Annotated in this window: 9 protein-coding genes; 8 read left to right on the forward strand and 1 reads right to left on the reverse strand. The window is 72.1% G+C overall.

Translation table 11 applies throughout. The features are described 5' to 3' along the window. Nucleotides 1-90: 90 nt before the first annotated feature. Nucleotides 91-756, reverse strand: coding sequence for an HAD family hydrolase (locus J5Y04_RS23085; RefSeq protein ID WP_209414004.1), 666 nt, complete (start codon nucleotides 754-756; stop codon nucleotides 91-93). 343 nt (nucleotides 757-1,099) lie between these two features. Between J5Y04_RS23085 and J5Y04_RS23090 the strand changes: the two genes are divergently transcribed. The 8 genes from J5Y04_RS23090 (at nucleotide 1,100) to J5Y04_RS23125 (ending at nucleotide 13,777) form a co-directional block, all read left to right on the forward strand. Further along, a complete protein-coding gene (locus J5Y04_RS23090; RefSeq protein ID WP_209414005.1) occupies nucleotides 1,100-2,953 on the forward strand; it encodes an APC family permease in 1,854 nt (617 codons plus the stop codon). Nucleotides 2,954-3,374: 421 nt separating this feature from the next. Further along, a complete protein-coding gene (locus J5Y04_RS23095; RefSeq protein ID WP_245205266.1) occupies nucleotides 3,375-5,369 on the forward strand; it encodes an APC family permease in 1,995 nt (664 codons plus the stop codon). Nucleotides 5,370-5,776: 407 nt separating this feature from the next. Continuing rightward, the gene (gene kdpF, locus J5Y04_RS23100) at nucleotides 5,777-5,866 is read left to right on the forward strand and encodes a K(+)-transporting ATPase subunit F (RefSeq protein WP_209414007.1); all 90 of its coding nucleotides are present in this window, start codon (nucleotides 5,777-5,779) and stop codon (nucleotides 5,864-5,866) included. Between the two features lies 1 nt (nucleotide 5,867). Further along, nucleotides 5,868-7,529: a potassium-transporting ATPase subunit KdpA gene (gene kdpA, locus J5Y04_RS23105; RefSeq protein ID WP_209414008.1), complete on the forward strand. Its 1,662-nt coding sequence runs from the start codon at nucleotides 5,868-5,870 to the stop codon at nucleotides 7,527-7,529. After that, entirely contained in the window at nucleotides 7,529-9,649 is a 2,121-nt protein-coding gene (gene kdpB / locus J5Y04_RS23110) for a potassium-transporting ATPase subunit KdpB (RefSeq protein WP_209414009.1), read from the forward strand. Before kdpA ends, kdpB begins: the two co-directional genes overlap by 1 nt. 16 nt (nucleotides 9,650-9,665) lie before the next feature. Further along, nucleotides 9,666-10,301 carry a K(+)-transporting ATPase subunit C gene (kdpC, locus tag J5Y04_RS23115; RefSeq protein ID WP_209414010.1) on the forward strand — a complete coding sequence of 212 codons (636 nt, stop codon included), beginning with the start codon at nucleotides 9,666-9,668 and terminating at the stop codon, nucleotides 10,299-10,301. A 151-nt stretch (nucleotides 10,302-10,452) separates the two neighbouring features. Further along, nucleotides 10,453-13,029, forward strand: a complete 2,577-nt coding sequence (locus J5Y04_RS23120; RefSeq protein WP_209414011.1) for an ATP-binding protein — start codon at nucleotides 10,453-10,455, stop codon at nucleotides 13,027-13,029. Nucleotides 13,030-13,102: 73 nt separating this feature from the next. After that, nucleotides 13,103-13,777, forward strand: coding sequence for a response regulator (locus J5Y04_RS23125; RefSeq protein WP_209414012.1), 675 nt, complete (start codon nucleotides 13,103-13,105; stop codon nucleotides 13,775-13,777). Nucleotides 13,778-14,012: the final 235 nt, after the last annotated feature.

Genomic DNA, 14,012 nt, shown 5'->3' on the forward strand with positions numbered 1-14,012 from the left:
TCGAACCCTGCACCAGCCACTGGATTACCAGACCGGCCCGAACAGCGGAAACGCTGTTCGGGCCGGTTCTGTTTTCCGGGCTGACGGGGGTCAGCGGGTGGCGAGGAGGAGGGTGGCGGCGGCGGGTGTGTCGGGGGCGGTGTGCGTGGGGACGGGGTGCGACGGGGGGAGCGGCGGGGGCGGGGCGGGGGTGATCCAGATGGACCGGAGGCCGGTGGCGTGGGCGCCGCAGATGTCGGTGGCGGGGTTGTTGCCGACCATCCAGTCGGCGGGGGTGAGGGTACGGCCGAGGCGGGCGGCGGCGAGGTGGAAGATCTCGGGGGCGGGTTTGCGGGCGCCGGCCTCCTCGGAGACGCAGACGGCGTCGACGGCGGGGAGCAGGCCGGTGCGGGCGAGTTTCGCGCGCTGGATGTCGGTGTGGCCGTTGGTGACGACGCCGATGGTCCAGCCGGCCTCGCGGAGGGTGGCGAGGGCGTCGGGGACGCCGGGCAGCAGGTGGGTGCGGGCGGCCTCGTGGGCGACGTGGGCGTTCCAGAGGGCCCGGCCGGTGTGGGTGAGGCCGTAGTGCGCGGCGATCCGGGTGAAGCCGGCGGGCGAGGGGTCGGCGCGGAACAGGGCGAAGACGGTGGGGGCCGCGTCGGCCGGTAGTCCGTGGGTGGTGCAGAAGGCGGGGGTCCAGGCGTCCGCACCGCCGTCGCGCTCGACGAGGGTGTGGTCGAGGTCGATGAGAAGGAGGGGCTCAGGGTGACGGTTCATGTGCGGAGAGTAGTGCAGGGGTGGCCCGCGCGTTATTGCACATAGCTTGCAATTACCTCGATGAGGCAGCAAAGTGTTCCCCAGGGGGCGGGCGCGGCCTTTCAGCCTCCCCGCTGAGCAGTCCCGGACGTGTCAGCATGCGCCGGGAGTCCTCCGTACGAGCTGATCGTCTTCCCAACCGGCGCCCGCCGGGACAACGGTCCGCCCGCCCCCGTCCACCTCCCCCCTCAAAACGGCGTCAAGGGCCGCCGTCGCGGCGTCAAGAACGCGTAGGGGAGCGGAGCGCGGGGGTGCACGGCCCGCAGGATCGGGAGCAGTAGCCCGACCGCGGAGGTTCCGTTCGATGTCCAGCCCCGTCGCCGCCCAGGCCGTCACCGCCGAGCCCGAGCCGCCCGGTGCCGCCCGGCCCTCCGATCCGGACGAGCGTCACCGCCTCACCGCGTGGGGCGGGTTGGCCGCGTTGTCGCTGGACGCGATGGCGTCGGTGGCGTACGGGCCGGAGTCGATCGTGCTGGTGCTGGCGGCGGCCGGGGCGTACGGGTTGGGCTTCACCCTGCCGGTGACGGCGGCGATCGCGGTGCTGCTGGCGGTGCTGGTGGCCTCGTACCGGCAGGTGATCGCGGCGTTCCCGGACGGCGGCGGCTCGTACGCGGTGGCGAAGGCGCACCTGGGGCGGCGGACGGCGCTGACCGCGGCGGCCTCGCTGGTGATCGACTACGTGCTGAACGTGGCGGTGTCGGTGACGGCCGGCGTGGCGGCGCTGACCTCCGCGGTGCCGGGCCTGTACGACGACCGGGTCTGGCTCTGCCTGGGCGTGCTCGCGCTGGTCACGGCGGTGAACCTGCGGGGGATCGCCGAGTCGGCGCGCTGGTTCATGGCGCCCACCGCCGTCTTCGTGCTCTCGATCCTGGCGATCATCGTGGCGGGCCTGTTCCGGGACGCGCCGGCGAGCACCGAGGCCGCCGCCGGACACGCCTCCGCGCTGGCCGGCAACGCCACCACCGTGGGCGCGCTGCTGCTGCTCAAGGCCTTCGCGGCCGGCTGCTCGGCGCTGACCGGCGTGGAAGCGGTGGCCAACGCCGTCCCCTCCTTCCGCACGCCCGGCGTCAAGCGCGCCCAGCACACCGAGGTCGCGCTCGGCGCGCTGCTGGGCGTGATGCTGATCGGACTGGCGGTGCTGATCGGCCGCTTCCACCTCCAGCCGGTGGAGGGCGTCACCGTCCTCGCCCAGCTCGCCGACGCCTCGCTCGGCCACGGCGCCGGCTTCTACCTCGTACAGTTCGCCACCGTCGTCCTGCTCGGCCTGGCCGCCAACACCTCCTTCGGCGGGCTGCCCGTCCTGCTCCACCTCCTGGCCCGCGACAACCACCTGCCGCACGTCTTCGCCCTGCGCGCCGACCGGCAGGTCCACCGCCACGGCGTCCTCTTCCTCGCCGCCGTCTCCGCCGTGCTGCTGGCCGGATCCGGCGGGGACGTCAACCGCCTCGTCCCGCTGTTCGCCATCGGGGTGTTCGTCGGCTTCACCGTCTGCCAGGTCGGCATGGTCCGCCACTGGTGGCTGCAGCGGCCCGCCCACTGGCACGCCAAGGCCGCCCTCAACGGCTTCGGCGCCCTCCTCACCGGCATCGCCGCCCTCGTCGTCACCGGCACCAGGTTCACCGAGGGCGCCTGGGGCATCTGCCTCGCCCTGCCCCTGCTCGTCCTCCTCTTCGAGGCGATCCACCGCAGCTACGCCCGGATCGGCGAACACCTCGAACTGGGCCACGTCCCCGGCCCCCTCACCCCGCAGCGCAGCCTCGTCCTCGTCCTCGTCCCCGTCACCGCCATCACCCGCCTCACCCGCGACGCCCTCTCCGCCGCCCTCTCCCTCGGCGACGAGGTCCTCGCCGTCACCGTCGTCCACGACCCCGCCGAGGCCGAGGCGCTGCGCCGGGACTGGGAGCTCTGGCAGCCGGGCGTGCCACTGGTGGAGATCCCCGACGGCCACCGCCGCCTCGGCCCGCCGATCGCCGCCTTCGTCAACGACCTCGCCGCCGACGGCGAGCACACCTACGACCGCCTGACCGTGCTGATCCCCGAGGTCGAGCCGGTCCGCTTCTGGCAGCGGGCGCTGCAGAACCGGCGCGGCGCCGTCATCGACCGGGCCCTGCGCCGCCACACCGACGCGGTGGTCTGCCGGCTCCGGATGCGGATGTGACGGGGCGGGCGGGGAGCGGCGAGGCGACGTGGTGCGGTGCGGGGCGAGGAGCGGCGACGTGGTGCGGTGCGGGGCGAGGAGCGGCGACGTGGTGCGGTGCGGGGAGCGGCGGTGCGGGGAGCGGCACGGCGGGGCAGGGGCCGAGGGGGAGATATGAACGGAAATGTCCAAATCATCCCATCCGATCGTCATATCTTGACGATGTCTTAACGGGGGGGCTTAACGCCCTCGAAACGCCCCCGCCCGCCCCGAAAGGTCCCGCACATAGCGGCTGCGACCTGCGGGAACACTCCGCCCAATGGGCGTGCAGGGCCCGCCCGGTACTCCGTCGAGGCTTATTGCCACCCCGATAAACGCCCTTACGCTCGCCCATGTGTTCAACGTGCCCCAGGCGCTCAAGCGCCTAGTGATCGGCAAGGCCATGCGCAGCGAAGAGCTGGGCGAGACGCTGCTCCCCAAGCGGCTGGCGCTGCCGATCTTCGCTTCCGACCCGCTCTCCTCGGTCGCCTACGCGACCCAGGAGATCCTGCTGGTGCTCACCGTCGGTGGCACCGCCTTCCTGTACCTGACCCCGTGGGTCGCGGCCGGTGTGGTCGCGCTGATGGCGGTCGTCGTGATGTCGTACCGCCAGGTCGTGCACGCCTACCCGAGCGGGGGCGGCTCGTACGAGGTGGTGTCCCGCAACCTGGGCGCCAACTCAGGCCTGGTGGTGGCGGCGTCGCTGCTGGTCGACTACGTGATGACGGTCGCGGTGTCGGTGGCCTCCGGCGTCGACAACATCATCTCGGCGCTGCCCTCGCTGGCCGACTACCGGGTCGAGCTGGCGGTCGGCTTCGTCGTCCTGCTGGCGGCGATGAACCTGCGCGGGGTCCGGGAGTCCGGCAAGGCCTTCGCGGCGCCGACGTACCTGTTCATCGGCGGCATCGTGCTGATGGTGGTCACCGGCCTGGTCAAGGCGGCCTTCGGGCACACCCCGGTGGCGGCCAGCGCCTCGTACGGGGTCCTGCCGGTGGACGGGAAGGACACCCTGGCCGGCCTCGGCCTGCTGATGCTGGGCCTGCGGGCGTTCGCCTCCGGCTGTACGGCGCTGACCGGCGTCGAGGCGATCTCCAACGGCGTGCCGGCCTTCCGCGCGCCCAAGTCGAAGAACGCCGCCGCCACGATGGCCGTGATGGGCACCACGGCCGTGGTCATGTTCGTCGGCATCACCGCGCTGGCCCTGATGTCCAAGGTGCACATCACCGACGACGCCTGCCAGTTGACCGGCTTCCCCGGGGACTGCCACACCGCGCCGCAGCAGACCGTGATCGCCCAGCTGGCGGCCGCGATCTTCGGCGGGGACCAGAGCTTCCTCTTCTACTTCATCCAGGCCGTCACCGCGCTGGTGCTCATCCTGGCGGCCAACACCGCGTTCAACGGCTTCCCGCTGCTGGCCTCGATCCTGGCCGAGCACCGCTACCTGCCCCGGCAGATGCACACCCGCGGCGACCGCCTCGCCTTCTCCAACGGCATCATCGCGCTCGCGGTGGTGGCCGGCGGGCTGCTCTGGCTGTACGACGCGGACGTCACCAGCCTGATCCACCTCTACATCCTGGGCGTCTTCACCTCGTTCACGCTCTCCCAGATCGGGATGGTGAAGCACTGGAACCGGGTGCTGGGCACCGAGACCGACCCGGCCGTCCGCGGCTCGGCGCAGCGCTCCCGGGTGATCAACGCCTTCGGTGCGGTCACCACGGCGCTGGTGCTGGTCATCGTGCTGCTGACCAAGTTCACGCAGGGCGCCTGGCTGGCCGTGGTCGCTGCGGCGGTGCTCTGGGTGATGATGCGCGGCATCCGCCGGCACTACGACAGCGTGGCCGAGGAACTGGCGGTGGACGACCCGAACGCCGAGTCGGTGCGGCCGTCCAACGTCCACGGGATCGTGCTGGTCTCCAAGCTGCACAAGCCCACCCTGCGGGCGCTCGGCTACGCGCAGGCGTTCCGGCCGGACTCGCTGGAGGCGCTGACGGTCGCGGTCGAGAACGACGCCACCCAGGAGCTGGAGCGGCAGTGGGAGGAACTGGACGTCCAGGTGCCGCTCAAGGTTCTGGCCTCGCCGTACCGGGAGATCACCAAGCCGGTCGTCCAGTACGTCCGCGAGTACCGCCGCAGCAGCCCGCGCGACGCGGTGGCGGTGTTCATCCCCGAGTACGTGGTCGGGCACTGGTGGGAGCACCTGCTGCACAACCAGTCGGCGCTCTGGCTGAAGAGCCGGCTGCTGTTCACCTCGGGCGTGATGGTGATCAGCGTGCCGTGGCAGCTCACCTCCTCCAGCAAGGCGTACCACCCGTCCCGCCGGGCCCCCGGCGCGGTCCGGCGCGGTGAGCCGGCTGCGCGGTCGGAGTACGAGAAGCTGCCGGCGCCCGAGAACGCCTGACACCTCGCACCAGGGCCCCGGACAGCACCGCGCTGTCCGGGGCCCTTCGGCGTGTTCCCCGGCGCGGCCGGCCCGGGAGCGGTCCCGTATGGACCTCGTCAACAAGCGAACGGGATCCGTATGGAGGGCGTCAAGAACCGCGGTGACGCCCCGTGCAGGCGCTTGGCTGGCTCTGCCGGCCCTCCGCCGGCGCCGCACGGGCCCCGCAGAGGGCGCTCGCGGCCACCCCCGAACCACTGTGGTGGAGCCCATGTCCGATCTCATCTACGTCGGTGTCACGGTCGCCGTGTTCGCCGTCATCGCCCTGATCGCGCGGGGGGTGGAGAAGCTGTGAGTGAGTGCAGCGAACGAACCATCAGTGGCGGCGTGTGGCGCGAAGCGCCCGCCGAGCGGAGCGAGGTGGGCGCATGAGCGTCGAGAACATCGTGGGTCTGCTCGTGGCCGTCGCCCTCGTCGGCTACCTCGTCGTGGCGCTGATCTACCCGGAGAAGTTCTGACATGAGCTCCACTCTCACGGGCTGGCTGCAGGTCCTCGCGCTGGTCGGCGCCCTGGCCCTGTGCTACCGCCCCCTGGGCGACTACATCGCCCGCATCCTCACCACCTCCAAGCACCTCAGAGTCGAGCGCGGCCTGTACAAGGTGATCGGCGTGGACGGTGACGCCGACCAGCGCTGGCCGGTGTACCTGCGTTCGGTGCTGGCGTTCTCGGCCGTCTCGGTGCTCTTCCTCTACGGCCTGATCCGCCTGCAGGGCCACCTGCTGCTGAGCCTGGGCGTTCCGCAGATGGAGGGCCACCAGGCCTGGAACACCGCGATCTCGTTCGTCGCCAACACCAACTGGCAGTCCTACGGCGGCGAGGCCGCGATGGGGCACCTGGTGCAGATGGCCGGTCTGGCGGTGCAGAACTTCGTGTCCGCCGCCGTGGGTATCGCGGTGGTGGCGGCGTTCGTCCGCGGGTTCACCCGCAACCGGACGGACCGCCTGGGCAACTTCTGGGTGGACCTGACCCGGATCTGCCTGCGGCTGCTGCTGCCGCTGTCGGTCGTGTTCGCCCTCGCCCTGGTCGCGACCGGGGTGGTGCAGAACCTCCACGGCTTCCACGAGGTCGCGACCCTGGTGGGTGACCCGCAGGCGGTCCCGGGCGGGCCGGTGGCCTCGCAGGAGGTCATCAAGGAGCTGGGCACCAACGGCGGCGGCTTCTACAACGCCAACTCGGCGCACCCGTTCGAGAACCCGACCGGGCTGAGCAACTTCCTGGAGATCTTCCTCATCCTGCTGATCCCGTTCGCGCTGCCGCGCGCCTTCGGCAGGATGGTCGGCGACCACCGCCAGGGCTACGCGATCGTCGCGGTGATGGGCCTGTTCTGGGCGGCCTCGGTCGCGCTGATCACCTTCTTCGAGGCGCAGCACTCCGGCGCGGCGATGCAGGCGGCCGGTGCGGCGATGGAGGGCAAGGAGCAGCGGTTCGGCATCGCGGCGTCCAGCCTGTTCGCGGCGTCGACGACGCTGACGTCGACGGGTGCGGTGAACTCCTTCCACGACTCGTACTCGCCGTTCGGCGGCGGGATCGCCATGTTCAACATGATGCTGGGCGAGATCGCGCCCGGCGGGGTGGGCTCGGGCCTGTACGGGATGCTGGTCCTGGCGATCGTGGCGGTGTTCGTGGCCGGTCTGATGGTCGGGCGCACCCCGGAGTACCTGGGCAAGAAGCTCGGCGGGCGGGAGATGAAGTTCGCCTCCCTGTACATCCTGACCACGCCGACGATCGTGCTGATCGGCACGGGGGTGGCGATGGCGCTGCCGGGCGAGCGGGCCGGGATGCTGAACTCCGGTGCCCACGGCTTCTCCGAGGTGCTGTACGCGTTCACCTCGGGGGCGAACAACAACGGTTCGGCGTTCGGCGGGATCACCGTCAACACCGACTGGTACGACACCGCGATCGGCCTGGCGATGGTGTTCGGCCGGTTCCTGCCGATGGTCTTCGTCCTGGCGCTGGCCGGCTCGCTCGCGCAGCAGCAGCCCGTCCCCGCCACCCCGGGCACCCTGCCCACCCACAAGCCGCTGTTCGTGGGCCTGCTGTCGGGCGTCGTCCTGATCGTCGTCGGCCTCACCTACTTCCCGGCCCTGGCCCTCGGGCCGATCGCGGAAGGTCTCTCCTGATGTCGTCCACCCTTACCGACAAGCCGGCCGCACAGCCGGAGGCGCCCGCCGCGGCGGCGCCGCACAGAGTCTCCGGCGGCCTGCTGGACCCGAAGCTGATCGTGTCCTCCCTTCCCGACGCGGTGAAGAAGCTCGACCCCCGGGTGATGGTGAAGAACCCGGTGATGTTCGTGGTCGAGGTCGGCTCGGTGGTCACCACCGTGGCGGCGATAGCCGACCCGAGCGTGTTCGCCTGGTCGATCACCGTCTGGCTCTGGCTCACCACGGTCTTCGCCAACCTGGCCGAGGCCGTCGCCGAGGGCCGCGGCAAGGCGCAGGCCGACACGCTGCGCAAGACCAAGACCGACACCATGGCGCGCCGGCTGCTGGACTGGCCGAAGAGCCAGGGCGAGGAGGAGGTCCCCGGCACCGCGCTGCGCCTCGGCGACCACGTGGTGGTCGAGGCCGGGCAGATCATCCCCGGCGACGGTGACGTCGTCGAGGGCGTCGCCTCCGTCGACGAGTCGGCGATCACCGGCGAGTCCGCGCCCGTCATCCGCGAGTCCGGCGGCGACCGCTCCGCCGTCACCGGCGGCACCAAGGTGCTGTCGGACCGGATCGTGGTGAGGATCGCCTCGGAGCCGGGCAAGTCGTTCATCGACCGGATGATCGCGCTGGTCGAGGGCGCGGCCCGGCAGAAGACGCCGAACGAGATCGCGCTGAACATCCTGCTGGCCTCGCTGACCATCGTCTTCCTGGTCGCGGTCGTCACCCTCCAGCCGATGGCCACCTACGCGGGCGCCCCGCAGTCGATGATCGTGCTGGTCGCCCTGATCGTGGCGCTCATCCCGACCACGATCGGCGCGCTGCTCTCCGCGATCGGCATCGCCGGCATGGACCGGCTGGTGCAGCGCAACGTGCTGGCGATGTCCGGCCGCGCGGTCGAGGCCGCCGGTGACGTCAACACGCTGCTGCTCGACAAGACCGGCACCATCACCCTCGGCAACCGCCAGGCCGCCGAGTTCCTCTCCGCCGCCGGCGTCTCCACCGAGGAGCTGGCGGACGCAGCCCAGCTCTCCTCGCTGGCCGACGAGACCCCGGAGGGCCGCTCGATCGTCGTCCTCGCCAAGACCGGGTACGGCCTGCGGGCCCGCGCCCAGGGCGAGCTGGCGCACGCCACCTGGGTGCCGTTCACCGCGCAGACCCGGATGTCCGGCGTCGACCTCGACGAGGCCGACGGCCTGCACCAGGTCCGCAAGGGCGCGGCCGCCGCCGTCACCACCTGGGTGACCGGCAACGGCGGGACCGTCACCGACGAGGTCTCCACCCTGGTGGACGGCATCTCCGCGGCCGGCGGCACCCCGCTGGTGGTCGCCGCCAGGGCGGGCACCGCCCCGGCCAGGGTCCTGGGGGTCATCCACCTCAAGGACGTGGTCAAGGAGGGCATGCGGGAGCGGTTCGACGAGCTGCGCCGGATGGGCATCAAGACCATCATGATCACGGGCGACAACCCGCTGACCGCCAGGGCGATCGCGGAGGAGGCCGGCGTGGACGACTTCCTCGCCGAGGCCACCCCCGAGGACAAGATGGCCCTGATCAAGAAGGAGCAGGCCGGCGGCAAGCTGGTCGCGATGACGGGCGACGGCACCAACGACGCCCCCGCCCTCGCCCAGGCCGACGTCGGCGTCGCGATGAACACCGGGACCATGGCGGCCAAGGAGGCCGGCAACATGGTCGACCTGGACTCCAACCCGACCAAGCTGATCGAGATCGTCGAGATCGGCAAGCAGCTCCTGATCACCCGCGGCGCGCTGACCACCTTCTCGATCGCCAACGACGTCGCCAAGTACTTCGCGATCATCCCGGCGATGTTCGCCGCGGTCTACCCGGGCCTGGACAAGCTCAACGTCATGGGCCTGCACAGCCCCCAGTCCGCGATCACCTCGGCCATCGTGTTCAACGCCCTGGTCATCGTCGGCCTCATCCCGCTCGCCCTGCGCGGCGTCAAGTACCGCCCCTCGGACGCCAGTTCCCTGCTGCGCCGCAACCTCGGGCTGTACGGGTTCGGCGGGCTGGTCGTCCCCTTCGTCGGGATCAAGCTGATCGACCTCGTCGTCCAGTTCATCCCCGGCCTGAGCTGAGAGAGGAGAACCCCAGATGTCCAAGCCCCTGCCCACCACCGTGCGCACGCACTTCACCGCGCTGCGGATGCTGCTGGTGATGACGGTGATCCTCGGCCTCGCCTACCCGCTGCTGGTCACCGGCATCGGCCAGGCCGTGTTCGGCGACAAGGCCAACGGCTCGATCGTGAGGACCGCCGACGGCAAGGAGATCGGTTCCAGCCTGCTGGGCCAGAGCTACGACCTGCCGAAGAAGAACCCGGACGACGCCGACGAGGAGGCCGTCCCGGACCCGAAGTGGTTCCAGCCGAGGCCGTCGGCCAACAAGTACGACGGGAAGGTCTCCGGCGCCTCCAACCTGGGCCCGAACAGCGAGGACCTCACCAAGACGGTCGAGGACCGCCGCAAGGCCGTCGCCGAGTTCGACGGCGTCGACCCGGCGAGCGTGCCCGCCGACGCCGTCACCGCCTCCGGCTCCGCCCTCGACCCGCACATCTCCGTGGCCTACGCCAAGGAGCAGGTCGACCGGGTCGCCAGGATCCGTGGCAACGTCTCGCCCGAGACGCTGAACAAGCTGATCGAGAAGTACACCGAGGGCCCCTCGCTCGGCTTCCTCGGACAGCAGGGCGTCAACGTCGTCCTGCTCAACACCGCACTGGCACAGCAGAAGTGAGGCCGGCGAAAGTGACGGCCGACCGGCTGGACCGGTGAGACGGGCCGACCCGGGCCGGGGAACCACCCCGCGCCCGGGTCGGCCGACGTACGCCCTGACCCTCGTGCGAAGAAGACGACCCTCGTACGAAGAAGACGAAAGAGCAGCGCCCATGGCCCGCGACCTCACCCCCGGCACCGGCCCCCGCCGCGGCCGGCTGAGGGTGTACCTCGGTTCCGCCCCCGGTGTCGGCAAGACCTACCGGATGCTGGACGAGGCCCGGCGCAGACGGGAACGCGGCGCCGACGTCGTGGTCGGCTTCATCGAGTGCCACGGGCGGCGGCACACCGAGTCCATGCTCACCGGCCTGGAGACCGTCCCCCGGCTCACCCGCTCCTACCGCGACGCCGAGTTCGAGGAGATGGACCTCGACGCGGTGCTGAAGCGGCGCCCGGCGGTGGTGCTGGTGGACGAGCTGGCGCACACCAACATCCCCGGCGGACGGCACGCCAAGCGCTGGCAGGACGTCGGGGAGCTGCTGGACGCCGGGATCGACGTCATCACCACCGTCAACGTCCAGCACCTGGAATCGCTGAACGACGTCGTCCAGAAGATCACCGGCATCCCCCAGCGCGAGACCGTCCCGGACGAGGTGGTCCGCCGGGCCGACCAGATCGAACTCGTCGACATGGCCCCCCAGGCGCTGCGCCGCCGGATGGCCCACGGCAACGTCTACAGGGCGGAGAAGGTGGACGCCGCGCTCTCCAACTACTTCCGGGTCGGCAACCTGACGGCCCTGCGCGAGCTCGCGCTGCTCTGGGTGGCCGGGCGGGTCGACGAGGGGCTGCGCGACTACCGGGCCAGCCACAACATCGACCGCGTCTGGGAGACCCGCGAACGCGTCGTGGTCGCCCTCACCGGCGGCCCCGAGGGCGAGACGCTGATCCGCCGCGCCGCCCGGATCTCCGACCGCACCGCCGGCGGTGACCTCCTCGCCGTCCACGTCACCCGCAGCGACGGCCTGGCCGGCGCCTCCTCCGGCGCGCTCGCCCAGCAGCGGCAACTGGTCGAGACCCTCGGCGGCACCTACCACGTGGTGGTCGGCGACGACATCCCCACCGCGCTGCTCGCCTTCGCCCGCGCCCACGACGCCACCCAGCTGGTCCTCGGCACCAGCCGCCGCGGCCGGATCACCCGCTTCCTCACCGGCCCCGGCATCGGCGAGACCACCGTGGACGCCTCCGAGGACATCGACGTCCACATGGTCACCCACGAGTTCACCGGCCGCGGCCGGCTGCCCTCGCTCGGACGCCGACACTCCAGGCGCCGCACCGTCGCCGGGTACGTCGCCGGGCTGGTCCTGCCCTGGCTGCTCACCGCGGTGCTCTCGCAGGCGCACCACACCGTCAACCTCACCACCGACGCCCTGATCTTCCAGCTCGGCGTGGTGATCGTCGCCCTGCTCGGCGGCGCCACCTCGGCGCTGCTGGCCTCCGTCGTCGCCTCGGTGCTGCTGAACTACTTCTTCATCCCGCCCGTCCACACCCTGACCATCGGCGAGACCAACAACATCGTCGCGCTGGTCGTCTTCGCCGCCGTCGCGCTGGCCGTCTCCACCGTGGTCGACCACGCGAGCCGGCTCACCACCCGGGCCGCCCGGGCCACCGCCGAGGCGGAAACCCTCTCCACCCTCGCCGGCAGCGTGCTGCGCGGCGCCGACGCGCTGCCCGCACTGCTGGAGAAGTCCCGGACGGCCTTCGGCATGGACTCCGTCGCCCTGCTGGAACGCACCGGCGGCGAGGTGCTGGCCCGCTGCGACGGGGAGGGCGAGGCAGGCCCGGGGCCCGCGCAGCCGGGGGAGACCACCGAGATCCCGGTCGGCCCCGACGCCGTGCTCGTCCTCACCGGCCGCCGGCTGCCCGCCGCCGACCAGCGCGTGCTCACCGCCTTCGCCGCGCACGTCGCCGCCGCCCTGGAACGTGACCGGCTCGCCGTGGTCGCGGCCGAGGTCGAGCCGATCAAGGCCGCCGACCGGATGCGCACCGCCCTGCTCGCCGCCGTCAGCCACGACCTTCGCACCCCGCTGGCCGCCGCCCTCGCCTCGGTCGGCTCGCTGCGCAGCCCGGACGTCGAGTTCTCGCCCGAGGACCAGGCCGAGCTGCTCGCCACCGCCGACGAGTCCCTGGTCAAGCTCACCCGGCTGGTGGACAACCTGCTCGACATGAGCCGCCTCCAGGCCGGCGCCCTCACCCTCCACCTCGCCGAGACGCACCTCGACGAGATCCTGCCCAGGGCCTTGGACTCGTTGGCGGACCCGTACGCGCCCGTCCAGCCGCTCGACCTCGACACCGTGCCGGCGGTGCTGGCCGACCCGCCGCTGCTGGAGCGCGTCCTCGCCAACGTCGTCACCAACGCACTGCGGCACAACGCCCCCGGTGCGCCCGTGCTGGTCGCCGCCAGCCACCACGCCGAACGGGTCGAGGTCCGGGTGATCGACCGCGGCCCCGGCATCGCCCCAGAGGACCGCGACCGCGTCTTCCTGCCCTTCCAGCGCCTCGGCGACACCGACAACACCACCGGCGTCGGCCTGGGGCTCGCGCTCTCCCGCGGCCTCGCCGAGGCCATGGGCGGCAGCCTGGAGGTCGAGGACACCCCCGGCGGCGGCACCACGATGCTGCTCACCCTGCCCGCCGCGCAGACCGTTCACGACAACCGCCCGGACGACCGGGCAGGAGGGGTGGGCGCATGAGCGAGCGGAGCGAGCGAGTCGTCCGGTGGTGCGCGTCTCGCGAAGCGACCGTCGAGCGGAGCGAGGTGGGCGCATGAGCGAGATCCTGATCGTCGACGACGAACCGGCGCTGCTGCGCACCCTGCGGATCAACCTCAGCGCCCGCCGGTACGCCGTCCGGACGGCCGCCAGCGGCGGCGAGGCCCTGGACCGCGCCGCGCAGACCACGCCCGACGCCGTCCTGCTCGACCTCGGCCTGCCCGACCTGGACGGCATGGAGGTGATCCGGGGCCTGCGCCGCCGCAGCGCCGTGCCGATCATCGTGCTCTCCGGCCGCTCCGGCGCCGCCGACAAGGTCGACGCGCTCGACGCCGGTGCGGACGACTACCTCACCAAGCCGTTCCTGATGGAAGAGCTGCTGGCCCGGCTGCGCGCCGTGCTGCGCCGGCCGCCGGGCGGCCCCGCCCCGGCCGCGGCGGTGATCGGCGACCACACCGTGGACCTCGCCGCCACCACCGTGACCGGCCCCGACGGCCCGGTCCGGCTGACCCCCACCGAATGGCGGATCCTCGCCCTGTTACTCGCCGCCCCGGGCCGGCTGGTGCCCGGGCGGCAGATCCTGCGCGAGGTCTGGGGTCCGGCGCAGGAGGGGCACGGCAACTACCTGCGGGTCTACCTGGCCGGGCTGCGCCGCAAGCTGGAACGCGACCCGGGCCGGCCGCGCCACCTGATCACCGAGCCCGGGATCGGCTACCGCTACGAGCCCTGAGGCCGCTCCGGCCGGCCCGGAGAAGCGTCAAAGGAGCGTCAGGGGGAGGCCGGCGGACGACAGGAGGGCGTCAAGACCGGCCGGGACGGCCCGTTGGCGGGCGTAGCGTCAGCGGTGAGGGAGCGGCCCCGCTCCGTGTGGGGGATGCCTGGGGCCGCTCCGCCGCCCCGGCGGCGGCCAGCAGGTGGGGAGGGGCGCGCGGACAACACCGCGCGCCCCGTCACCTGCTCAGCCC

The sequence above is a fragment of the Kitasatospora sp. RG8 genome, from assembly GCF_017813315.1.
GTDB lineage: Bacteria > Actinomycetota > Actinomycetes > Streptomycetales > Streptomycetaceae > Kitasatospora.

Coding starts and splice junctions, on each gene's coding strand:
- J5Y04_RS23085 (WP_209414004.1), bottom strand. CDS start 756: ATGAACCGTCACCCTGAGCCCCTCCTTCTCATCGACCTCGACCACACC.
- J5Y04_RS23090 (WP_209414005.1), top strand. CDS start 1,100: ATGTCCAGCCCCGTCGCCGCCCAGGCCGTCACCGCCGAGCCCGAGCCG.
- J5Y04_RS23095 (WP_245205266.1), top strand. CDS start 3,375: ATGCGCAGCGAAGAGCTGGGCGAGACGCTGCTCCCCAAGCGGCTGGCG.
- kdpF (WP_209414007.1), top strand. CDS start 5,777: ATGAGCGTCGAGAACATCGTGGGTCTGCTCGTGGCCGTCGCCCTCGTC.
- kdpA (WP_209414008.1), top strand. CDS start 5,868: ATGAGCTCCACTCTCACGGGCTGGCTGCAGGTCCTCGCGCTGGTCGGC.
- kdpB (WP_209414009.1), top strand. CDS start 7,529: ATGTCGTCCACCCTTACCGACAAGCCGGCCGCACAGCCGGAGGCGCCC.
- kdpC (WP_209414010.1), top strand. CDS start 9,666: ATGTCCAAGCCCCTGCCCACCACCGTGCGCACGCACTTCACCGCGCTG.
- J5Y04_RS23120 (WP_209414011.1), top strand. CDS start 10,453: ATGGCCCGCGACCTCACCCCCGGCACCGGCCCCCGCCGCGGCCGGCTG.
- J5Y04_RS23125 (WP_209414012.1), top strand. CDS start 13,103: ATGAGCGAGATCCTGATCGTCGACGACGAACCGGCGCTGCTGCGCACC.